This is a genomic window from Pseudomonas sp. BR20 (genome assembly GCF_050780135.1).
Taxonomy (GTDB): domain Bacteria; phylum Pseudomonadota; class Gammaproteobacteria; order Pseudomonadales; family Pseudomonadaceae; genus Aquipseudomonas.
Genome location: NZ_CP172012.1, coordinates 3,856,123 through 3,877,504 on the forward strand (window position 1 = coordinate 3,856,123; position 21,382 = coordinate 3,877,504).

Annotated in this window: 16 protein-coding genes; 11 read left to right on the forward strand and 5 right to left on the reverse strand. The window is 61.9% G+C overall.

Annotated elements, in window-relative coordinates:
* The first annotated feature begins 5 nt into the window (after positions 1-5).
* The 3 genes from ACHPFG_RS17805 (at position 6) to cobM (ending at position 1,916) form a co-directional block, all read left to right on the forward strand.
* Complete coding sequence (locus tag ACHPFG_RS17805; protein ID WP_431700002.1) at positions 6-710, forward strand: CbtA family protein; 705 nt, start codon at positions 6-8, stop codon at positions 708-710.
* Complete coding sequence (locus tag ACHPFG_RS17810; RefSeq protein ID WP_431700003.1) at positions 707-1,099, forward strand: cobalamin biosynthesis protein; 393 nt, start codon at positions 707-709, stop codon at positions 1,097-1,099. Before ACHPFG_RS17805 ends, ACHPFG_RS17810 begins: the two co-directional genes overlap by 4 nt.
* 70 nt (positions 1,100-1,169) lie before the next feature.
* Positions 1,170-1,916, forward strand: a complete 747-nt coding sequence (cobM, locus tag ACHPFG_RS17815) for a precorrin-4 C(11)-methyltransferase (RefSeq protein WP_431700004.1) — start codon at positions 1,170-1,172, stop codon at positions 1,914-1,916.
* A 250-nt stretch (positions 1,917-2,166) separates the two neighbouring features.
* Here cobM and nfuA read toward each other — a convergent pair whose 3' ends face one another.
* Both nfuA and ACHPFG_RS17825 read right to left on the reverse strand, forming a co-directional pair.
* A complete protein-coding gene (gene nfuA, locus ACHPFG_RS17820) occupies positions 2,167-2,751 on the reverse strand; it encodes a Fe-S biogenesis protein NfuA (protein WP_027606479.1) in 585 nt (194 codons plus the stop codon).
* 93 nt (positions 2,752-2,844) lie between these two features.
* Positions 2,845-5,139, reverse strand: coding sequence for a fatty acid cis/trans isomerase (locus ACHPFG_RS17825; protein WP_431700005.1), 2,295 nt, complete (start codon positions 5,137-5,139; stop codon positions 2,845-2,847).
* A 166-nt stretch (positions 5,140-5,305) separates the two neighbouring features.
* Between ACHPFG_RS17825 and metH the strand changes: the two genes are divergently transcribed.
* Together metH and ACHPFG_RS17835 are read left to right on the forward strand one after the other, a co-directional pair.
* Positions 5,306-9,016 carry a methionine synthase gene (gene metH / locus ACHPFG_RS17830; protein ID WP_431700006.1) on the forward strand — a complete coding sequence of 1,237 codons (3,711 nt, stop codon included), beginning with the start codon at positions 5,306-5,308 and terminating at the stop codon, positions 9,014-9,016.
* Positions 9,017-9,068: 52 nt separating this feature from the next.
* Positions 9,069-9,287, forward strand: a complete 219-nt coding sequence (locus tag ACHPFG_RS17835) for a DUF2970 domain-containing protein (RefSeq protein ID WP_027606482.1) — start codon at positions 9,069-9,071, stop codon at positions 9,285-9,287.
* Here the strand turns inward: ACHPFG_RS17835 and ACHPFG_RS17840 are convergent.
* Entirely contained in the window at positions 9,284-10,351 is a 1,068-nt protein-coding gene (locus ACHPFG_RS17840) for an ABC transporter substrate-binding protein (RefSeq protein WP_431700007.1), read from the reverse strand. The two genes, ACHPFG_RS17835 and ACHPFG_RS17840, sit on opposite strands and share 4 nt — an antisense overlap.
* Before the next feature lie 422 nt (positions 10,352-10,773).
* On the opposite strand from ACHPFG_RS17840, the gene ACHPFG_RS17845 reads away from it, so the two are divergent.
* The 3 genes from ACHPFG_RS17845 to poxB all read left to right on the forward strand — a co-directional run bounded on the left by ACHPFG_RS17845 (position 10,774) and on the right by poxB (position 15,239).
* The gene (locus ACHPFG_RS17845; RefSeq protein WP_145337275.1) at positions 10,774-12,432 is read left to right on the forward strand and encodes a nitrite/sulfite reductase; all 1,659 of its coding nucleotides are present in this window, start codon (positions 10,774-10,776) and stop codon (positions 12,430-12,432) included.
* Positions 12,416-12,910 (forward strand): DUF934 domain-containing protein, encoded by a 495-nt coding sequence (locus ACHPFG_RS17850; RefSeq protein WP_003235539.1) that lies wholly within the window; start codon positions 12,416-12,418, stop codon positions 12,908-12,910. The genes ACHPFG_RS17845 and ACHPFG_RS17850 overlap by 17 nt, the downstream gene beginning before the upstream one ends.
* A gap of 604 nt (positions 12,911-13,514) precedes the next feature.
* On the forward strand, positions 13,515-15,239 hold the full coding sequence (poxB, locus tag ACHPFG_RS17855; protein ID WP_431700008.1) for a ubiquinone-dependent pyruvate dehydrogenase: 1,725 nt from the start codon (positions 13,515-13,517) through the stop codon (positions 15,237-15,239).
* 126 nt (positions 15,240-15,365) lie between these two features.
* Here poxB and ACHPFG_RS17860 read toward each other — a convergent pair whose 3' ends face one another.
* Positions 15,366-15,611 (reverse strand): hypothetical protein, encoded by a 246-nt coding sequence (locus ACHPFG_RS17860; protein ID WP_431700009.1) that lies wholly within the window; start codon positions 15,609-15,611, stop codon positions 15,366-15,368.
* A 171-nt stretch (positions 15,612-15,782) separates the two neighbouring features.
* On the opposite strand from ACHPFG_RS17860, the gene ACHPFG_RS17865 reads away from it, so the two are divergent.
* Genes ACHPFG_RS17865 through ACHPFG_RS17875 form a run of 3 tightly spaced genes read left to right on the forward strand, consistent with a single transcriptional unit; the run spans position 15,783 to position 21,249 of the window.
* Positions 15,783-17,024, forward strand: a complete 1,242-nt coding sequence (locus ACHPFG_RS17865; protein ID WP_431700010.1) for an exonuclease SbcCD subunit D C-terminal domain-containing protein — start codon at positions 15,783-15,785, stop codon at positions 17,022-17,024.
* Positions 17,021-20,659 carry an AAA family ATPase gene (locus ACHPFG_RS17870; protein ID WP_431700011.1) on the forward strand — a complete coding sequence of 1,213 codons (3,639 nt, stop codon included), beginning with the start codon at positions 17,021-17,023 and terminating at the stop codon, positions 20,657-20,659. Before ACHPFG_RS17865 ends, ACHPFG_RS17870 begins: the two co-directional genes overlap by 4 nt.
* The gene (locus ACHPFG_RS17875) at positions 20,656-21,249 is read left to right on the forward strand and encodes a glutathione S-transferase (RefSeq protein ID WP_431700012.1); all 594 of its coding nucleotides are present in this window, start codon (positions 20,656-20,658) and stop codon (positions 21,247-21,249) included. Before ACHPFG_RS17870 ends, ACHPFG_RS17875 begins: the two co-directional genes overlap by 4 nt.
* Here the strand turns inward: ACHPFG_RS17875 and ACHPFG_RS17880 are convergent.
* On the reverse strand, positions 21,246-21,371 hold the full coding sequence (locus ACHPFG_RS17880; protein WP_259242710.1) for a hypothetical protein: 126 nt from the start codon (positions 21,369-21,371) through the stop codon (positions 21,246-21,248). The genes ACHPFG_RS17875 and ACHPFG_RS17880 overlap by 4 nt on opposite strands.
* Positions 21,372-21,382 lie beyond the last annotated feature (11 nt).

Below are 21,382 nucleotides of genomic sequence, written 5' to 3' on the forward strand. Positions count from 1 at the left end.
CCGACATGATCAAGCGTATTGCGCAAACCGCAGGGTTCACCGGCTTGCTGGCCGCCCTGCTGCTGACCTTGCTGCAAAGCTTCTGGGTCGCGCCGCTGATTCTTCAGGCGGAAACCTTTGAAAAGGCCCCAGCCGCGACTGAAGTCGTGCATGAGCACGCCGCGGGCGCCGCCGCGCACACCCACGACGCCGAAGCCTGGGAGCCGGCAGACGGCTGGCAACGCGTGCTGTCGACCACCGGCGGCAACCTCGTGGTCGCCGTCGGCTTCGCCCTGATGCTCGCCGGCCTCTATACCCTGCGCGCCCCTACCCGTACGGCCCAAGGCTTGCTCTGGGGCCTGGCCGGTTACGCCACCTTTGTACTGGCGCCCACCCTGGGCCTGCCACCGGAGCTGCCGGGCACTGCCGCCGCTGACCTGGCGCAACGGCAAATCTGGTGGATCGGCACCGCTGCCTCGACGGCGGCCGGTATTGCCCTGATCGTGTTTGGGCGCAACTGGCTGCTGAAAGTCCTAGGCGTGGCGATCCTGGTGGTGCCGCATGTGATCGGCGCGCCGCAGCCGGAAACCCATTCCATGCTGGCGCCGGAAGCCCTCGAAGCGCAGTTCAAGATCGCTTCGCAGTTGACCAACGTGGCGTTCTGGCTGGCGCTCGGCCTGATCAGTGCCTGGCTGTTCCGCCGCAACCGCGACGACCAATACTCGGCATGACCCTGGTGGTCGGCCTGGGTTGCCAGCGGGGTTGTGATGTAGACACCCTGCTGGGCCTGTTTGACAGCGCCCTCGCCAATGGCGGGATTGAGCGCCAGCGTGTCACGGCACTGGCCAGCATCGACCGTAAACAGGACGAGCCTGGGTTGCTCGCCCTGGCCCGCTTGCTCAATCTGCCGTTGCAGTGCTTCAGCGCCGCGCAACTGGCGGCGTATGAAGACCGGCTGAGCCACAAATCCAACGTCGCCTTTGCCCATACCGGCTGTTATGGCATCGCGGAAAGCGCTGCCCTGGCCCTGGCCGAACAGCTCTGCGGCGGTCCTGCCCGCTTGTTGATCACTCGCCAGAAAACCGCCCAGGCCACCTTTGCATTGGCCTGCGCCAGCTAAAATCCCGATAATCGCCCTTCCCGATCATGAGCAATCTTCATGCTCGCCCGCTTTTGCACAGGAATTCTCCATGACCGTCTACTTCATCGGCGCCGGCCCCGGCGATCCGGAATTGATCACCGTCAAAGGCCAACGCCTGATCCGCAGTTGCCCGGTGATCATCTATGCCGGCTCGCTGGTGCCGGCGGCGGTGCTGGAAGGACATCAGGCGCAACAGGTGGTCAACAGCGCCGAACTGCACCTGGAACAGATCATCGAACTGATCAACACCGCCCACGCCAACGGCCAGGATGTGGCCCGCGTGCACTCCGGCGACCCGAGCCTGTATGGCGCGATTGGCGAGCAGATCCGTTACTTGCGTGAGTTGGGCATCCCTTTCCAGATCATTCCCGGAGTAACGGCGGTGGCAGCCTGCGCCGCGTTGCTGGAAACGGAACTGACCCTGCCGGACATCGCCCAAAGCGTGATCCTGACCCGCTACGCCGATAAAACCAGCATGCCGGCCGGGGAAGAGTTCGACAGCCTGGCCCGGCATGGCACGACCATGGCGATTCACCTGGGGGTCAATCATCTGGAGAAGATCGTCGCCGAACTGCTGCCACACTATGGCGCGGACTGCCCGATTGCGGTGGTGCACCGGGCGACATGGCCGGATCAGGATTGGGTGGTTGGCACACTCAGCGATGTTGCCGACAAAGTCGCCGCCAAGGGCTTTCGGCGTACGGCGCTGATCGTGGTGGGCCGGGTGCTGGCCAGTGACAGTTTCAGTGAGTCATCACTGTATCGGGCCGGGCATGCGCACCTTTATCGACCTTGATTATTTACTTCACGAATAACCAATAAAACATTGATTAAACTGAATAAACACAAAAAATGTGGGAGAGGGCTTGCTCCCGATAGCGGTGTGTCAGCTTCCTCATGAGACGACTGAGGCACCGCTATCGGGAGCAAGCCCCCTCCCACACTTGATCTTTATTGTTAGATAGATGGTGTAAGAGCTTGAATTAAAAGCATAAAAAAACGGCGCTCACGGGCGCCGTTTTTTATGTTCGCAGTGAACGCCTTACTCAGTAGTAGGCGTTTTCTTTCTGCGTGTGGTCTGTCACGTCACGGACGCCCTTGAGCTCCGGAATGCGCTCCAGCAAAGTGCGCTCAATGCCTTCACGCAGGGTCACGTCCGCCTGGCCACAGCCCTGGCAGCCGCCGCCGAACTTCAATACGGCGATGCCGTCATCGACGACGTCGATCAAGCTGACCTGACCGCCGTGGCTGGCCAGCCCCGGGTTGATCTCGGTTTGCAGGTAGTAGTTGATACGCTCGTTGACCGGGCTGTCGGCGTTGACGTTCGGCACCTTGGCGTTGGGCGCCTTGATGGTCAACTGGCCGCCCATACGGTCGGTGGCGTAGTCGACCACGGCATCGTCCAGGAAGGCTTCGCTGAAGTTGTCGATATACGCGGTGAAGCTTTTCAGCCCCAGGGCGGTGTCTTCAGGTTTCTCTTCACCGGGCTTGCAGTAGGCGATGCACGTCTCGGCGTACTGGGTGCCAGGCTGGGTGATAAAGACGCGGATGCCGATACCCGGGGTGTTCTGCTTCGACAGCAGGTCAGCCAGGTAATCGTGGGCGGCGTCGGTAATGGTTATGGCAGTCATGGAAACTCCTCACAGGCTTGCCGGCAGTTTACGCCAAAATATTACGCAGGTACAAAGTCCTAGTAATTTTGTCGGAAAAGACTCTCGCCCCAGTCAGAGGTTTTCATAACGGTTCATATCCAGCACCCCCTCTTCCACTGGCGTGTTTTCGCGGATGTACTGGGACAAATCGTGGAAATACTGCCAGAACAACGGATGGCTACGGCGCACGCCCCAGCGATCGACGATTTTTTCAAAGCGCTTGGCGTCCTTGGCCCGCTCCATTTCAGCCACGAACTCCGGCACTTCCTGTGCCGGAATATTGAACATGAAGTTCGGGTAGCTGCTGAGCACGCCCGGATAGAGGGTCAGCGTGTCCAAGCCCGGCTGATAACGGTAGGCCTCACCGAGCAGGAAGGCCACGTTACTGTGAGCGCGGTTGCGCAGCAGGCTGTACACCACACGCTGGCCGCTGGCGGTTTCGATGCGCAGCATCGTGGCTTCGGGCAACTGATCGATCACCTTGAGCCCCGCCGCCGGGCGCGAGGTCAGGCGGCTGAGCGCCTGCTCCGCATCCTGCAACGCCGGGTCGATGCCATCACGCGAGCAGTACGCCCCGGCGCAACGGTTGATCGGGTCCGGGCTGGCGTTCAGGTAGCCGTAGCGGGTAAGCAATTGGTTGGCAAAGTCACGCTTCGGGTCTCTTTCATCCAGATGCAGGCCGGTGGGCTTATCGTCATCGATCGCCTCATAGTCCAGCCACAGCTTGATCTTGCCGCTGTTCTGGTACCAATCATCCATAAAGGCGTCGCGGCTATCGGCGGGCATCAGGCGCAGGAAGTTCTGCTCGGCGCCGTTGCGGATCAGGTCGAAGTACAGGCGGGTCTGGGCCTGATGCGATACGTTGCCGAACACGTCGAAGTTGACCACCAACTGGTAATAGGTGCGTTCGAGCAATGGAAAGTCGAACAACCACATCGTCTGCGGGACTTCACCGATCAGGCCTTTATTGACCGAGGCGCTGTCAAAGTGGCGAAAGATGCTTAACAGCGCGTTGTCGTTGCCGACCCATAGCGTCGACCAACTGGGCGCCGGCAGCTCGGCATAGCTGTCCCGCCGCAGCGCTTCGTACTGGTTGCGCTTATCACGGTACTTGAGCCACAGGCTGAGCACACTGCCCACGTCGTCATTCTGCCCTGGCATCGCCAGCAACGGCGTGGCCTGGCCGCGATAGCGAGCATCGGTGATGTACAGGTCGTGGTCGGGCGCCTGGAACAGCGCCCAGAAATTGTCGCGGATCACATCCGTGGCAATTTGCCCGCGACACACCGGCCCGCGAATAAACGTGCGCACGAAGTACTCGGCGTTATCCAGCATGAACTGGTAGCGCGCATGGGCGGGAATCGCCTCGAATGTCTCGAAAGGATTGGCCCGACGGCCGGGGCCATAGCCCGGCAAGGCGCTCGCCTGCCAGTCACCGCTGTAGAACAAGGCTTTGATCCGCGCCATTTTCTCTGCGCTGAGGGGGTATGTGATGTGAGTCTTGTGGACGATCACCCCTTGTACGGGCCACAGGCGGTAGTACACGCGGGTGCCGGGATCGTCATTGGGACGACGGGTGTTGATCAGGTCAATCGGCTGGCCGCTGGGGGTACGCGAGCGCACCCACTGGAAGAAATGCCCCGGCTCACCGCCTTCGAAATAGAGGTGCGCAATAAACAAATGCTCGAACAGCCAACGGGCCACCAGGCTTTCCCGGGCGCCGGGGGCATTGAACAGGTTTTCCCATTGCAGCACCTGCGCGGCTTCCTGGGCACTGGGGGCCACACCTTGCTCGTCAATCGGTGCACCGGAGGCCAGCCAGCGTTGCAGCGTCTGGTATTGCTGGTCGCTCAAGCCAGTTACGGCCAGAGGCATGCCTTCATTGGGGTGAGCACCGGCGTAAGCGTCGAACTCTCCCGGCAACGGGCACATATTCTCGCGGTTAAGGCCCAGCACAATATCAGCGGGCAATTTGGCGTTGGGTTGCAACGGCGCGCGGCGATGACCGAGTTCGAGCATGCTCGCCATCAGCGCAGCTTGGCTGCCTTGGGCGTCAAGTACTGAGCTGAAGCCTTCGCGCTGCCAGGCAGCTTTGCCGAATGCGTCATAGAACAGGCGGGACGGCTTGGTCGCCTGGCTACGTTCGCCGTCGTAGACCGGCACCTTACTGGCGCCCCGCGTCGCACCCTCGGCACTGCCCAGGTTCAATTGGCAGGCCGAGTCGTAGCACGCATGGCAAGCCACGCACTTCTCGGTGAAGATGGGTTGAACGTCGCGCGTATAAGAGATCGCCTGAGGGGGACCTTCCGCCAACGCGGTACTGGCTATCAAGGCCAGGACGGCGCTGACGATAAGACGAAGTGACATGTATCCGGTCCCGATTCAATACGTGCGATTTATAAGTCGCGGTGATTCTACCGGGCCATGCCCCCTCTCAACATGAGCGATATTCATGCAAAACCTGGGCATGCCGCAAATCCGCACAGGTTTGTTATGATCCACGCCCTCCGTAATGCCTGACCAGAGTAGTCCCATGTCCGATCGTAGCGCTCGTCTGCAAGCCCTTCACCACGCCCTCAAGGAACGCATCCTGATCCTCGACGGCGGCATGGGCACGATGATCCAGAGCTATAAACTGGAAGAACACGACTACCGCGGCAAGCGCTTCGCCGACTGGCCGAGCGACGTCAAGGGCAACAACGACCTGCTGGTGCTCACCCGCCCGGACGTGATCGGCGGAATCGAGAAGGCCTACCTGGACGCCGGTGCCGACATCCTCGAGACCAACACCTTCAACGCCACCCGTATCTCCATGGCCGACTACGGCATGGAAGAGCTGGCCTATGAACTGAACGTCGAAGGCGCACGCCTGGCACGCAAGATCGCCGATGCCAAGACGGCCGAGAACCCGGCCAAGCCGCGCTTCGTTGCCGGCGTCCTCGGCCCGACCAGCCGCACCTGCTCGCTGTCGCCCGATGTGAACAACCCCGGCTACCGCAACGTCACCTTCGATGAACTGGTGGAGAACTACACCGAGGCCACCAAAGGCCTGATCGAGGGCGGCGCCGACCTGATCCTGATCGAGACCATCTTCGACACCCTCAACGCCAAGGCCGCGATCTTCGCCGTGCAGGGTGTGTTCGAAGCGCTCGGCATCGAATTGCCGATCATGATCTCCGGCACCATCACCGACGCCTCCGGCCGTACCTTGTCGGGCCAGACCACTGAAGCCTTCTGGAACTCGGTCGCCCACGCCAAGCCGATTTCCGTGGGCCTGAACTGCGCCCTCGGCGCCAGCGAGCTGCGCCCTTACCTGGAAGAGCTGTCCAACAAAGCCAACACCCACGTGTCTGCGCACCCGAACGCCGGCTTGCCCAACGAGTTCGGCGAATACGACGAACTGCCGTCGGAAACCGCCAAGGTCATCGAAGAGTTCGCCCAGAGCGGCTTCCTCAATATCGTCGGCGGCTGCTGCGGCACCACTCCGGGCCATATTGAAGCCATCGCCAAGGCCGTGGCCGGCTACGCGCCGCGCCCGATCCCGGACATCCCCAAGGCCTGCCGCCTGTCGGGCCTGGAGCCGTTCACGATTGATCGCAGTTCGTTGTTCGTCAACGTCGGCGAGCGTACCAACATCACCGGTTCTGCGCGTTTCGCCCGCCTGATCCGTGAAGACAACTACACCGAAGCCCTGGAAGTCGCCCTGCAACAGGTGGAAGCCGGCGCCCAGGTGATCGACATCAACATGGACGAGGGCATGCTCGATTCGAAGAAGGCCATGGTGACCTTCCTCAATCTGATTGCCGGCGAGCCGGACATCTCCCGCGTACCGATCATGATCGACTCCTCCAAGTGGGAAGTGATCGAAGCCGGCCTCAAGTGCATCCAGGGCAAGGGCATCGTCAACTCCATCAGCATGAAGGAAGGCGTCGAGCAGTTCATCCATCACGCCAAGCTGTGCAAGCGCTACGGCGCCGCCGTGGTGGTGATGGCCTTCGACGAAGCCGGCCAGGCCGACACCGAAGCGCGCAAGAAGGAAATCTGCAAACGCTCCTACGACATCCTGGTGAATGAAGTCGGCTTCCCGCCGGAAGACATCATCTTCGACCCGAACATCTTCGCGGTCGCCACCGGTATCGAAGAACACAACAACTACGCCGTCGACTTCATCAACGCCTGCGCCTATATCCGCGACGAGCTGCCGTACGCGCTGACCTCCGGCGGGGTGTCCAACGTGTCGTTCTCGTTCCGCGGCAATAACCCGGTGCGTGAGGCGATCCACTCGGTGTTCCTGCTGTATGCGATCCGCAACGGCCTGACCATGGGTATCGTCAACGCCGGCCAGTTGGAGATCTACGACCAGATCCCGGCCGAGCTGCGCGATGCCGTGGAAGATGTAGTCCTCAACCGCACCCCGGAAGGCACCGACGCCCTCCTCGCCATCGCCGACAAGTACAAGGGCGACGGCAGCGTAAAAGAGGCCGAGACCGAAGAATGGCGCGGCTGGCCGGTCAACAAGCGCCTGGAACACGCACTGGTCAAGGGCATCACCACCCATATCGTCGAAGACACCGAAGAATCGCGGCAGTCGTTCGCGCGTCCGATCGAAGTGATCGAAGGCCCGTTGATGTCCGGCATGAACATCGTCGGCGACCTGTTCGGCGCCGGCAAAATGTTCCTGCCCCAGGTGGTGAAATCCGCCCGTGTGATGAAGCAGGCCGTGGCCCACTTGATCCCGTTCATCGAGCTGGAAAAAGGCGACAAGCCGGAAGCCAAGGGCAAGATCCTGATGGCCACGGTGAAAGGCGACGTGCATGACATCGGCAAGAACATCGTCGGCGTGGTGCTCGGTTGCAACGGCTATGACATCGTCGACCTCGGCGTGATGGTGCCGGCCGAGAAGATCCTGCAGGTGGCCAAGGAGCAGAAGTGCGACATTATCGGGCTGTCCGGCCTGATCACGCCGTCCCTGGACGAGATGGTGCATGTGGCCCGCGAGATGCAACGGCAGGACTTCCACCTGCCACTGATGATCGGCGGCGCGACCACCTCCAAGGCGCACACGGCGGTGAAGATCGAGCCCAAGTACAGCAACGATGCAGTGATCTACGTCACCGACGCCTCCCGCGCGGTGGGGGTGGCCACGCAGCTGCTGTCCAAGGAATTGAAGGCCGGCTTCGTCGAGAAGACCCGCCTGGAATACATCGATGTCCGTGAGCGCACCTCCAACCGCAGTGCGCGCACCGAACGCCTGAGCTACCCGGCGGCCATCGCCAAGAAGCCGCAGTTCGACTGGAGCACCTACGCGCCGGTCAAGCCCACCTTCACCGGTTCCCGGGTGCTGGACAATATCGACCTCAACGTCCTTGCCGAGTACATCGACTGGACCCCGTTCTTTATCTCCTGGGACCTGGCCGGAAAGTTCCCGCGCATCCTTACCGATGAAGTGGTGGGTGAAGCCGCCACCGCGCTGTACGCCGACGCCCAGGAAATGCTCAGGAAGCTGATCGACGAAAAACTCATCAGCGCCCGTGCGGTGTTCGGTTTCTGGCCGACCAACCAGGTGCAGGACGATGACCTGGAAGTCTACGGTGAAGACAGCCAGCCGATTGCCAGGCTGCATCACCTGCGCCAGCAGATCATCAAGACCGACGGCAAGCCGAACTTCTCCCTGGCCGACTTCGTGGCACCAAAAGACAGCGGCGTGACCGACTACATCGGTGGTTTCATCACCACCGCCGGCATCGGCGCCGAAGAAGTGGCCAAGGCTTACCAGGACGCCGGCGACGACTACAACTCGATCATGGTCAAGGCCCTGGCCGACCGCCTGGCCGAGGCCTGTGCCGAGTGGCTGCACCAGCAGGTGCGTAAGGAACACTGGGGCTACGCCAAGGACGAGCAACTGGACAACGAGGCGCTGATCAAGGAGCAATACAGCGGCATCCGCCCTGCCCCCGGTTACCCGGCATGCCCGGATCACACCGAGAAAGCCCAGTTGTTCCAACTGCTCGACCCCGAGGCCCGCGAAATGCACGCCGGGCGCAGCGGAGTGTTCCTCACCGAGCATTACGCGATGTTCCCGGCGGCGGCGGTCAGCGGCTGGTACTTCGCCCACCCGCAGGCGCAGTACTTTGCCGTGGGCAAGGTCGACAAGGACCAGGTAACCAGCTACACCGCGCGCAAGGGCCAGGACCTGGCCGTGACCGAGCGCTGGCTGGCGCCGAACCTGGGTTACGACAACTAAGCCGGCCTGGATTGTCTATGCTGTCCCTCACACACCTTGTGTCGAGGGATGTATGGACGATCCAGTCAACAACAAGCCGCCGACCTTCTGGCAGATGCTCCACAGCGTCATGGCCGCCGCCTTTGGCGTGCAGAGCGGCAAGAATCGCGCGCGGGACTTCACCCACGGCAAGCCCAGCCACTTCGTGATCCTGGGCATTCTGTTCACGGCGGTGTTCGCCTTGACGCTGTTCGGCATCGTCAAGCTGGTGCTGCACCTGGCCGGCGTCTAGCGCAGTAACAGGTGCAGGCTGAACGGGTAACGATAGGACACCGGCTTACCCTGGGCGGACAGCGCGCGAAAATTCACCGACGGTGTCGGCCCCAACAAGCGCCGCGCCTGGCCGGCATCGATCAATTGGAACAACGCCAACTGACGGTCGCGCCCGCCGTATGCGCCAATGTCCAGGCCCTTGGCATCATCATGAATCAATACCATGGCCCAGCCGCCGACGGTGAAATGCCCGGCGACCAGGGACGACAAGCGTCCGTCCAATCGCGCCTGTAAGATCTCCGGCGAACTGTTGAGTGCGCTGAACAGGACATCCTTGCCCGGTAACCGCCCACTGCCCTGCAGCGCCTGCATGGCACCCAACGCCATCTGATCGTTGGCCGACCACACCAGCGCCGTCTGCGGGTAGCGTTTGAACATCTGAGTCGCTTGCTCAAAGGCGCGTTCGCGGCTCCACTCACCGTAGACCAACTGACGCAGGCGCACCTCGGGATGCTCGGCCAGCGCCCGCCGCATGCCTCGCTCACGCAGTTGCGCGACCGGCGTGGTCTTGACGCCGGAGAAGGCCAGCAGATCGAGGGATTGGCCGGGGCCAACCGGGCCGTGCTGGCGCAGCAAGTCGCGGAGCATCAGGTAGCCAGCCTGTTCATCGTCAGCGACCAGACTGCCGATCAAACGAATGCCACGGCGGGTTCCCAGCAATTGCACCTGGTCGGGGGTCAGCGCGCTGTTCACCACCAGCAGCTTGACGCCACTGCCCTCGGCCATGCGCAGGATCTGCGGTGCAACGTATTGCTCATTCACCAGCACCAGGTAATCAGGCCGCTGGCTGCCTTGCAGCACCTCACGCGCCTGGAGCAGCGTGTTGTCGGCACTACGCTCGCCATAAAGCACACGCAAGTCCAGGCCGAGGTCCTTGGCGGCGGCCTGCATGAATTGCGTGTAGCTGACCCAGAAGGTTTCCGTCGACATGCCCGGATTGAGAAACACCACCGACGTTGCATGAGCCATCACCCCATACGTCGATCCCAGCAACCAGACACACGTAATCAACACCTTCAACATGGATGCTTGAGCCTCGAAAATAGGCCGCCATGATAGTGGCAATGCCTGAACCAATCGAGGCTCAATCAACGTCCTTTATTGGTGGCTGACCCAGAATACGGCCGTTCCCACCACCAGAATGATCAAGAACAGAATGGCCCAGGCATCGACGGTACTGTCAGGTTTACGGGCTTTTGTCGGATTGCTCATTGCATCGCCTCTTGTCGGTTTTATAGGTGATTGCACTCAAACACGCTCACAGTAAAGTTCACGATTGCCCGCATGACAAATGTGGGTATCACGATAACCCTTCTCATTAGTCATTTTGGTTATGTGCATATACTCAAACATCACTTTTGCGCATAAACGCAAACTGGTATCGTGCGCCGGCTCCGTTGGGAGTGCGCGGCCGTGCGCGCAGATTTGCCGAGAACAGGACCTATATGTACGTATACGACGAATACGATCAGCGCATCATCGAGGACCGCGTCAAGCAGTTCCGTGATCAGACCCGACGCTACCTAGCAGGTGAACTGAGCGAAGAAGAGTTCCGCCCTCTGCGCCTGCAAAATGGCCTTTATGTTCAGCGCTTTGCGCCGATGCTGCGGGTGGCCGTGCCTTATGGCCAACTGACTTCGCGCCAGACCCGCATGATGGCCAAGATTGCCCGCGACTTCGACAAAGGCTATGCCCACATCAGTACCCGCCAGAACGTGCAGTTCAACTGGCCGGCCCTGGAAGATGTGCCGGATATCCTGGCTGAACTGGCCACCGTGCAGATGCACGCCATTCAGACCAGCGGTAACTGCCTGCGCAACGTGACCACCGACCAATTCGCCGGAGTTGCCGCCGACGAGCTGATCGACCCACGCCCGTGGTGTGAAATCGTCCGTCAATGGACCACCTTCCACCCCGAGTTCGCCTACCTGCCCCGCAAGTTCAAGATCGCCATCAATGGCTCGAGCTCGGACCGTGCAGCCATCGAAGTACACGATATCGGCCTGGAGCCGGTGTACAACGCGGCCGGCGAGCTGGGTTTCCGTGTCCTGGTGGGCGGCGGCCTGGGCCGTACCCCGGTGGTCGGTGCTTTCATCAACGAGTTCCTGCCATGGCAGGACCTGTTGAGCTACCTCGACGCCATCCTGCGGGTCTACAACCGCTACGGCCGTCGTGACAACAAGTACAAGGCGCGGATCAAGATCCTCGTCAAGGCGCTGACCCCTGAGGTGTTCGCCCAGAAAGTCGATGCCGAGATGGAGCACCTGCGCGGCGGCCAGACCACCCTGACCGAAGCCGAAGTGCACCGTGTGGCCAAGCACTTCGTCGATCCTGAGTACAAGGCCCTGAGCAATCAGGACGCCGAGCTCGCAGCGCTCGACCAGCAGCACCCAGGCTTTGCCCGCTGGCGCACCCGCAATACCCTGGCGCACAAAAAGCCGGGCTATGTGGCGGTGACCCTGTCGCTGAAACCCACCGGTGTGGCACCGGGCGACATCACCGACAAGCAGCTGGACGCCGTCGCCGACCTGGCCGAGCGCTACAGCTTCGGCCAGCTGCGTACCTCCCACGAGCAGAACATCATTCTCGCGGACGTTGAGCAGAGCCAACTGTTCACCCTGTGGGGCGAGCTGCGCGAAGGCGGTTTCGCCACGCCGAACATCGGCCTGTTGACCGACATCATCTGCTGCCCGGGCGGCGACTTCTGCTCCCTGGCCAACGCCAAGTCGATCCCGATTGCCGAATCGATCCAGCGCCGTTTCGACGACCTGGATTACCTGTTCGACATCGGCGAGCTGGACCTGAACATCTCCGGTTGCATGAACGCCTGTGGTCACCACCACGTCGGCCACATCGGCATCCTGGGCGTGGACAAGAAAGGCGAAGAATTCTACCAAGTGTCCCTGGGTGGCAGCGCCAGCCGCGATGCGAGCCTGGGCAAGATCCTTGGCCCATCCTTCGCCCAGGAAGCCATGCCCGAGGTGATCGGCAAGCTGATCGACGTGTACATCGAACAGCGCACCGAAGATGAGCGTTTCATCGACACCTACCAGCGCATCGGCATTGACCTGTTCAAGGAGCGCGTCTATGCAGCGAATCATTAAGAACAACGAAGTCCTCGACGAAACCTGGCACCTGCTGCCCAAGGACGCGAGCTTCGACGGCATTTCCAACTGCGACGACCTGATCGTGCCGCTGGCGCTGTGGCGCGAACATGGCCACGCCCTCAAGGCTCGCGACGGCGGCCTGGGTGTGTGGCTGGACGCCGATGAAGAAGCCGAGGAGATCGGCGCAGACGTGGAACACTTCCAGGTCATCGCCCTGAACTTCCCGGCCTTCACCGACGGTCGCAACTACTCCAACGCACGCCTGCTGCGTGACCGCTACGGTTACAAAGGCGAGCTGCGGGCGATTGGCGACGTGTTGCGCGACCAGCTGTTCTACCTGCGCCGTTGCGGGTTCGATGCCTTCGCCTTGCGCGCCGACAAAGACCCGTACGAAGCGCTGGAAAGCCTCAAGGACTTCTCGGTGACGTACCAGGCGGCTACGGACGAACCGCTGCCGCTGTTCCGTCGTCGCTGAGCATCAAATGTGGGGTGGGGGTTTGCTCCCGTGGCGGCTCGGGAGCTGATGACTCTCTAACTGATGCCCCGCGCTAAATGTGGGAGGGGCGGTGCGACGATTCGACTTGTCCCCGATGGCGGCCTCTGGGCCGTCCATGTGCTTGGGTTGGAATGAGTACATATCCGTTGCTGCGGTAACGGCCACTTAGGGTTCCGCTCTTACAGCGGGTCACTTTTGGAAGAAGCGCGCCAAAAGTAACCAAAAACGCTTCGCCCCACCACTCGGCACCTCGCCCAGGCTCGGTGTGCCCGTAATCCGACAGCGATTTTTGGGGGGGGCCGCCTGAGATCAAGATCTAAAGCAAGATCAAGGGCGGCTCGCTTCGCATCGCAGATCCACGAGGCGCACGGCTACTTGCTCAGCCAGTTCCTTTCCCTGCACTGACCGCTGGGGCGCCCCCCTGGCTGGCGCTGGTGCGCGACCAATGGTTTATCCCCCGGCGCACCCGGCAATACCGCGTCGCCATGACGCAATCTTCACATTAAAGGCGGAGCATTCGCCGTGATCGAACTGTCCCCTATTGATCAGCCGCTTTTAACCTCACTGACGATTGGAGTTCTTCATGGCGAAAATCAACCTGGCCCAGCAATTGGCGACCACCCTTGAACAAGCGGGCATCAAGCGTATCTGGGGCCTGACCGGCGACAGCCTCAACGGCCTCACCGATGCCCTGCGCACCATGGACAGCATCGAGTGGATGCACGTGCGCCACGAAGAAGTCGCCGCATTCGCTGCCGGTGCCGAAGCGGCGGCCACGGGTGAACTGACCGTATGCGCCGGCAGTTGCGGACCGGGCAATCTGCACTTGATCAATGGCCTGTTCGACTGCCATCGCAACCATGTCCCGGTGCTGGCGATTGCCGCACAAATCCCCTCCTCCGAGATCGGCCTGAACTACTTCCAGGAGACCCATCCCCAGGAACTGTTCAAGGAATGCAGCCACTTTATCGAACTGGTCACCAACCCCGAGCAGATGCCCCACGTGCTGCACCGTGCCATGCGTTCGGCGATCCTCAATCGCGGCGTGGCGGTGGTGGTGATTCCGGGGGACGTGTCGTTGCTGGAGGTGGAAGACAAGCTCAAGCCCTGGCCGGCCCTGCACGCACCGCGCACCCTGCCGGCGGAACAGGACCTGCTGCGCCTGACCGAGATCCTTGAAAGCAGCGAGAAAGTCACCCTGCTCTGCGGCAGTGGCTGCGCCGGTGCCCACGATCAAGTGGTGGCCCTGGCCGACACGCTGGGGGCGCCGGTGGTGCACGCCCTGCGCGGCAAGGAGCATGTGGAGTGGGATAACCCATTCGACGTGGGCATGACCGGCCTGATCGGCTTCAGCTCCGGTTACCACGCCATGCTCGACTGCGACACGCTGATCATGCTCGGCACTGACTTTCCGTACCGCCAGTTCTACCCTACCGACGCCAAAATCATCCAGGTCGACCGCAACCCGCAGGCCCTGGGCCGTCGCGCCACGCTGGACCTGGGCATCGCTGCCGATGTGAGCGAGACCCTCGGCGCGCTGCTGCCGCGCCTGACCCGCAAGACCGACCGCAGCTTCCTCGATACCTCGCTGAAGCACTACGAAAAAGCCCGTCAGGGCCTGGACGACCTGGCGCAACCGTCAAAGGCCAACCGGCCGATCCACCCGCAATACGTGGCGCGTGTGCTCAGCGAACTGGCGGACGACGATGCAATCTTCACCGCAGACGTGGGCTCGCCGACCGTGTGGGCCGCGCGCTACCTGAAAATGAATGGCAAGCGTCGCCTGATCGGCTCGTTCAACCACGGCTCCATGGCCAATGCCATGCCCCAGGCGATTGGCGCGCAGGCGGCCTTCCCTGGGCGCCAGGTGATCTCGATGTCCGGCGACGGCGGCTTTGCCATGCTGATGGGGGATTTCATTTCACTGGCGCAGTTGAACTTGCCCGTAAAAGTGATCGTGTTCGATAACTCGTCCCTGGGTTTTGTCGCCATGGAAATGAAGGCTGCGGGCTATCTGGATGCCGGTACCGAGCTGAAAAACCCGGACTTCGCCGCCATGTCCAACGCCATGGGCATCCTCGGCATTCGCGTGGAGCAATCCGAAGACCTGGAACCGGCCCTGCGCCGCGCCCTGGCCCATGATGGCCCGGTGCTGGTGGATGTGGTGACGGCCACCCAGGAACTGGTGATGCCGCCGAGCATCAAGCTGGAACAGGCCAAGGGCTTCAGCCTGTACATGCTCAAGGCAGTGATGAGTGGGCGCGGCGATGAGGTGATCGAGTTGGCGCGGACTAACTGGTTGCGCTGATCCAATACTGTGGGAGGGGGCAAGCCTCCTCCCACAGTGGATCTGCTTCGTCTGGAGCAGCAAGCTCGCATTCCGATGCGCTGGACTTGAACCTTGCCTGCGCCGGTGAACGCACCAGCATTGGCCTTATTTGCCTTGCACCGAGGTCATCCATTTGAGCATCGAAAGCGCGTTATGACCTCCCGCATTCGCCATTTTTGAATCGCCCTTTTCCGAGGTCAGATCTTCAAGCCAGCGCCTGGACTGCTCTGGTGTTGCCTGTGGCTCAGTTTTTGTTTGCGGCCTCTTTCCAGCTGTAACAGGTATGGTGTTTGAGTAAAGAAAGTGATTGCCACCGGGGAAATTTACACTCATATGCAGTACGGCCTTCATACAGTTCATAGGGGCCCCGTTCAGATGGGGACCTGTTTTAAGTGCATCCTTGTCAGCCGTCAGTTCCAAGCCCGATGGGTAACGCGGTATTTACAGGTAAACTCTCCTGCTTTTATCGCCACTCTTTAGTTTCGGCGGCCATTCATCCTCTTTTCCTCTACGGAGTTCGCCTTGCGTCTGTTTCACACCTCCGACTGGCACCTGGGCCAAAACCTCCACGGCCAGGAACGCGACTTCGAACACGCCTGCTTCCTCGAGTGGCTGCTGCGCCAGATAGCGGCCCAGCAACCCGACGTACTGTTGATCGCCGGCGACATTTTCGACACCGTCAACCCGCCGCTCAAGGCCCAGGAGCGGCTGTATGACTTCATCATCAGCGCCCACGAACAAAACCCGAAACTGACCATTGTGATGATTGCCGGCAACCACGACTCCGGCTCGCGGATCGAACTGCCCGCGCCGTTGATGCGGCGCCTGCGCACTCATGCGCTGGGCCGCGTGCTATGGCTGGACGACGGCCAGCTGGACGCCGAACGCCTGCTGATTCCCCTGCCGGATGCCAAGGGCAAGGTCGCCGCGTGGTGCCTGGCGCTGCCGTTCCTGCGCCCGGCGGAAGTTACCGGTGCGCACCTGGGCGATGATTACCTGCACGGCATCGGCCAGGTCCATGAATGGTTGATCGCCGCGGCTAACGCCAAGCGTAAAAAAGGCCAGGCGCTGATTGCCATCAGCCATGCGCACATGGCCGGTGGCTCGGTGTCGGAAGACTCCGAGCGCAGCCTGATCATCGGCAATGCCGAGGCGCTGCCGGCCAAACTGTTCGACAAAAGTATCAGCTATGTTGCCCTCGGCCATTTGCACAAGCCGCAAAAGGTCAATGGCGAGGAGCGCATTCGCTACAGCGGTTCGCCGATTCCGCTGTCGTTTTCCGAAATTGGCTATAAGCACCAGATTCTCGACGTGACGTTCCAGGGCGAACGATTGGTCAGCGTCGAACCGCTGCTGATTCCCCGTTCGGTCAACCTGCAACGCCTGGAAGCCGCGCCCCTGGCCGACATCCTCAAGGCCCTGGCGGACTTGCCCGATATCGACCTGCTCGCCGAAACCCAGCGCCACCCCTGGCTGGAAGTGCGCGTGCGCCTCGACGAGCCGCAACCGGACCTGCGCCAACAGATCGAAACCGCCCTGCAAGGCAAGGCCGTGCGCCTGGTGCGCATCGCTGCCGAGTACGCCGGCAAACGTGGCAGCGATACCACCGATGATGAGCGCCTGATCGAACTCGACCAGCTCACGCCCCAGGAGTTGTTCAGCCGCGCCTGGCAGGACAGCTACGGCAGTGAAGTGGATGAACAGACCTTGAAGGATTTCGCCGTGCTGCTCCAGGAAGTGCAACAGGCAGGTGAACAGCCATGAAGATCCTCGCCATCCGCCTGAAAAACCTCGCGTCCCTGGCCGGGCCGTTCGAGATCGACTTTACCGCAGAGCCCCTGGCCAGCGCCGGACTGTTCGCCATCACCGGGCCGACCGGGGCCGGTAAAAGTACCCTGCTGGATGCCCTGTGCCTGGCGCTGTTTGGCGCCGTGCCACGTCTGGGCGATACCGGCCAGGCCAAGATGCCGGATGCCGACAGCGATATTTCCATCGGCGACCCACGCACCCTGATCCGTCGCGGCACCGGTGGCGGTTATGCCGAGGTGGACTTTGTCGGCGTCAGCGGCCGTCGCTACCGTGCGCGCTGGGAAGCCAATCGCGCCCGCGACAAGGCCAGCGGCAAGCTGCAGAACAGTCGGCAAAGCCTGATCGACCTGGACAGCGACCAACTGCTGGCCAGCCAGAAGACCGAATACAAGACCCAGCTGGAATTGGCCCTGGGCCTGAACTTCGAGCAGTTCACCCGCGCCGTGCTGCTGGCACAGAGTGAGTTCAGCGCCTTCCTCAAGGCCAATGACAACGAACGCAGCGAACTGCTGGAAAAGCTCACCGACACCGCGCTGTACACCCAGCTCGGCCGCCGTGCGTTCGACAAGGCCAAGGACGCCAAGGACGCGCACAGACACTTGCAGGACCAGGCCACCGGCGTGGTGCCTCTGGCCCCTGAAGCGCGCGCCGAACTGGACGAGCAATTCGACGCGGCCCAGCAACAGCTCAAGACCCAACAGGCCCAACTCAAGCAATTGGAGTTGCAGCACACCTGGCTCAAGGAATTGCGCGAATGGCAGGACCGCCAGCGCAGTGCCACCGAACAGTTGCAGCGCGCGCAAGCGGAGTGGGACAGCCAGGGTGCACAGCGCCAAGACCTGAGCCGCCTGGACCAACTGGCGCCGCAACGACATCAGTTTGCGCGCCAGGCAGAACTCGACACCTTGCTCACGCCGCTGGCTACGCAAATTCAGGCGCATATCGAGCAACAGGCCGAGTTGCAGACTCGCCAGGAACAGGCCCTGCAACAGCAGGCCTCAGCCCAAGCCGCGTTGGCCGAGGCCGTGAAGCAACAGACCGACGCCGCCCCGCTGCTGCACCAGGCCTTCGCCGAACAGAACACCCTCACCCACTTGAACAAGGACCTGGCCAAGCGCAGCGAGGATAAGCAGCAACACGAAGCCGCCTGCGCCGAAGGCCAGACGCTGCTCCAAGGCTTACAGGCCAAGCACACCCACGTTGCCGAACGCCTGCAACGCCTGGCCGCCGAACTTGAACGCAGCAGCGCCCTCGCCCCGCTCAGCGAGGCTTGGAACGCCTACCGCGATCGCCTGCAACAACTGATGCTGATCGGTAATCGCCTGAAGAAAGGCCAGGCCGAACTGCCGCAACTGGAACAGCGCGCCACGACCGCCGCGGAAAAGTTCGCCCAACAACGTGACGCGCTGGACCTGCTGTACCAGGAAGCCGGTGCCGAGCCGCACGCCGTGGCCGAGCAGGTCCAACTGCTGGCCAGCCTGCTGCAAGACAATCGCAAGCAGCAACGCGCCTTCGAAGACCTGACTCGTCTGTGGGACAGCCAGCAGCAGTTGGACCAGCAAGCCGCTGCCGTCGCGCAAAAGCTCGTCGATGCCGCGCAGCAGCGCGAACAACTGAACCAGACCGGCCTGCAAACCAAAGCCGAACTTACCGTCGCCGAACAGACCCTGGCGGTGACCAAGCAGGTGCTGGAACGCCAGCGCCTGGCGCGCAGCGCCAGCGTCGAGGAACTGCGCGAGCAATTGCAGGACGGCCAGCCCTGCCCGGTGTGCGGCAGCCACGAGCATCCGTATCACCAGCCCGAAGCACTGCTGCAAAGCCTTGGCCGCCACGACGACCAAGAAGAAGCAACGGCGCAGAATACCGTTGATACCCTCAAGGAAAAACTCACCGAGTTGCGCGGCGAAGTCGGTGGCTTGATTGCCCAACAGAAGGAGTTCCTGCAACAACAGGAGCAACTGGCCACCCAGCAGCAAGCGCTCAAACCCAGCCTGGACGCCCATCCGCTGGCGGCCTCGCTGTTCAACCAGGACGAAGCCAAACGCAGCCATTGGTTGGCCCAGCAACTCAGCCAACTGACCCAAAGCATCACCCAGGACGAACAACGCCAGGGCGCCCTGCTCAACCTGCAGCAAAACGCCGGGCGCTTGCAGCAGCAACTGCAAGCCGCCCAGGACGCGAGCCAGCAGGCGCGCCAATTGCTGGTGGACCAGCAGCGCGAGCTGTCCAACGACCGTGAACGTCTCGACGAAGAACTCACCGCCTTTGCCCACCTGTTGCCCGCCGACACACTGGAAGGCTTGCGCAGCGACCCGGCCGCGACCTTTATGCAGTTGGACCAGCAGGTCAGCCAACGCCTTGAACAGCTGGGTCACCAGAAGGATGAGCTCGCCGAGCAGCAGGAACGCCAGCAGGCCATCGAGAAAGAGCACACCCATCAGCTGCATCGCCAGCAGCAACTCGACGCCCTGAACCAGCAATTTACCGAACTGGCAGCGCAGCAACAGGCCGCCCAGGAAAAACTCAGTGCCTTGCTGGGCGAGCACGCCAGCGCCGAACACTGGCAACAGCAACTGGAACAGGCCGTGGTGCAGTCACGCCGGAGCGAGGCCGACGCCAACCTACAGTTGCAGGACATCCGCAACCAGCTGATCCAACTGGCCGCCGACCTCAAGGCCCAGCAGGAGCGCCAGCAATCCTTCGAAGCCGAACAGCACACCCTCGAGGCCCGCACCAACGAATGGCGCGCCCTGCACCCCGAACTGGATGACGAGGGCCTGGCGCGTCTGCTGGCTTTCGATGACGCGCACATCAGCGCGCTGCGCCAGCATCTGCACAGCAGCGAAAAAGCCGTCGAGCAAGCCAAGGTGTTGCTGCAAGAGCGCGAACAACGCCTCGCCGAACACCAGGCCCTGCACAACGGCAACCTGGACGCCGAACAACTCGATGGCGCCCTGGCCGCGCTCAATCAACAATTGGCCGAGGGCGAAAAACACTGCGCCGAACTGCGCGCGCGCCAGTCCGAAGACCAGCGTCGCCAGGACGCCAACAGTGCCCTGGCCGAGCAAATCACCAAGGCCTATGAAGAGTGGCAACGCTGGGCGCGCCTGAACGCGCTGATCGGCTCAGCCAGCGGCGACACCTTCCGCAAGATCGCCCAGGCCTACAACCTCGACCTGCTGGTGCACCACGCCAACGTGCAGCTGCGCCAACTGGTGCGCCGCTACCGCCTCAAGCGCGGCGGCAGCATGTTGGGCCTGCTGGTGATGGACACGGAAATGGGCGATGAACTGCGCTCGGTGCACTCGTTGTCCGGCGGCGAGACGTTCCTGGTGTCCCTGGCGCTGGCGCTGGGTCTGGCGTCGATGGCCTCGAGCACGTTGAAGATCGAGTCGCTGTTTATCGACGAAGGCTTCGGCAGCCTCGACCCCGAGTCCCTGCAATTGGCGATGGACGCCCTCGACGGGTTGCAGGCCCAGGGGCGCAAAGTGGCAGTGATCTCCCACGTGCAGGAAATGCACGAACGCATCCCGGTGCAGATCCAGGTCAAGCGCCAGGGCAATGGCTTGAGCACCCTGGAGGTCAAGTGAACGAGGCGCTGCTGTATTCGTTCCGGCGCTGCCCCTATGCCATGCGCGCACGCCTGGCGCTGCGCTACTCGGGGGTGGCGGTGCGTATTGTCGAGGTGAGCCTCAAGGCCAAGCCGGCCGAGATGCTGGCGCTGTCGCCCAAGGGCACGGTGCCGGTGCTGGTGGTGGATGGCGAAGTGATCGACGAAAGCCTGGCGATCATGCAGTGGGCCTTGGCCCGGCACGACCCGGATGACTGGTTGTTGCAGGGAAATCCGGCGGTGCCTGAGCTGATCACCGAGAACGACTCAACGTTCAAACATCACTTGAATCGATACAAGTACGCCGAACGCTACCCCGAGCAGCCGATGGAACACTATCGAGCCGAAGGCGAGGTGTTCTTGCAGAAGCTTGAGGGGTTGCTGGCCCAACACGCCTATCTGCTGGCCGACCACCCTAGCCTGGCGGACATGGCGCTTGCGCCGTTTATACGGCAGTTTGCCCACGTGGACCGCGAATGGTTTGCCGGTACGCCGTACAAAGCGTTGCAACGCTGGTTGGAAGACTTCCTGCAATCCCCCCTGTTTATCGGCGTGATGGCGAAGGCTTAGCCTTCGATCAGGCTCAACAACCGCTCGCGGGCGATCTCCGGTTCGCCGTCCGACAACTGCACGGATGACAGGATCGGGGTGGAATAAAGGGCGAGGATAAGTGCGGCGAGTCGAAGTGCCATGCTGTCGATTC

What these genes read in the sequence shown, in the direction of transcription:
- ACHPFG_RS17805 (WP_431700002.1), top strand. Translation starts at nt 6, where the DNA reads ATGATCAAGCGTATTGCGCAAACCGCAGGGTTCACCGGCTTGCTGGCC.
- ACHPFG_RS17810 (WP_431700003.1), top strand. Translation starts at nt 707, where the DNA reads ATGACCCTGGTGGTCGGCCTGGGTTGCCAGCGGGGTTGTGATGTAGAC.
- cobM (WP_431700004.1), top strand. Translation starts at nt 1,170, where the DNA reads ATGACCGTCTACTTCATCGGCGCCGGCCCCGGCGATCCGGAATTGATC.
- nfuA (WP_027606479.1), bottom strand. Translation starts at nt 2,751, where the DNA reads ATGACTGCCATAACCATTACCGACGCCGCCCACGATTACCTGGCTGAC.
- ACHPFG_RS17825 (WP_431700005.1), bottom strand. Translation starts at nt 5,139, where the DNA reads ATGTCACTTCGTCTTATCGTCAGCGCCGTCCTGGCCTTGATAGCCAGT.
- metH (WP_431700006.1), top strand. Translation starts at nt 5,306, where the DNA reads ATGTCCGATCGTAGCGCTCGTCTGCAAGCCCTTCACCACGCCCTCAAG.
- ACHPFG_RS17835 (WP_027606482.1), top strand. Translation starts at nt 9,069, where the DNA reads ATGGACGATCCAGTCAACAACAAGCCGCCGACCTTCTGGCAGATGCTC.
- ACHPFG_RS17840 (WP_431700007.1), bottom strand. Translation starts at nt 10,351, where the DNA reads ATGTTGAAGGTGTTGATTACGTGTGTCTGGTTGCTGGGATCGACGTAT.
- ACHPFG_RS17845 (WP_145337275.1), top strand. Translation starts at nt 10,774, where the DNA reads ATGTACGTATACGACGAATACGATCAGCGCATCATCGAGGACCGCGTC.
- ACHPFG_RS17850 (WP_003235539.1), top strand. Translation starts at nt 12,416, where the DNA reads ATGCAGCGAATCATTAAGAACAACGAAGTCCTCGACGAAACCTGGCAC.
- poxB (WP_431700008.1), top strand. Translation starts at nt 13,515, where the DNA reads ATGGCGAAAATCAACCTGGCCCAGCAATTGGCGACCACCCTTGAACAA.
- ACHPFG_RS17860 (WP_431700009.1), bottom strand. Translation starts at nt 15,611, where the DNA reads ATGAAGGCCGTACTGCATATGAGTGTAAATTTCCCCGGTGGCAATCAC.
- ACHPFG_RS17870 (WP_431700011.1), top strand. Translation starts at nt 17,021, where the DNA reads ATGAAGATCCTCGCCATCCGCCTGAAAAACCTCGCGTCCCTGGCCGGG.
- ACHPFG_RS17880 (WP_259242710.1), bottom strand. Translation starts at nt 21,371, where the DNA reads ATGGCACTTCGACTCGCCGCACTTATCCTCGCCCTTTATTCCACCCCG.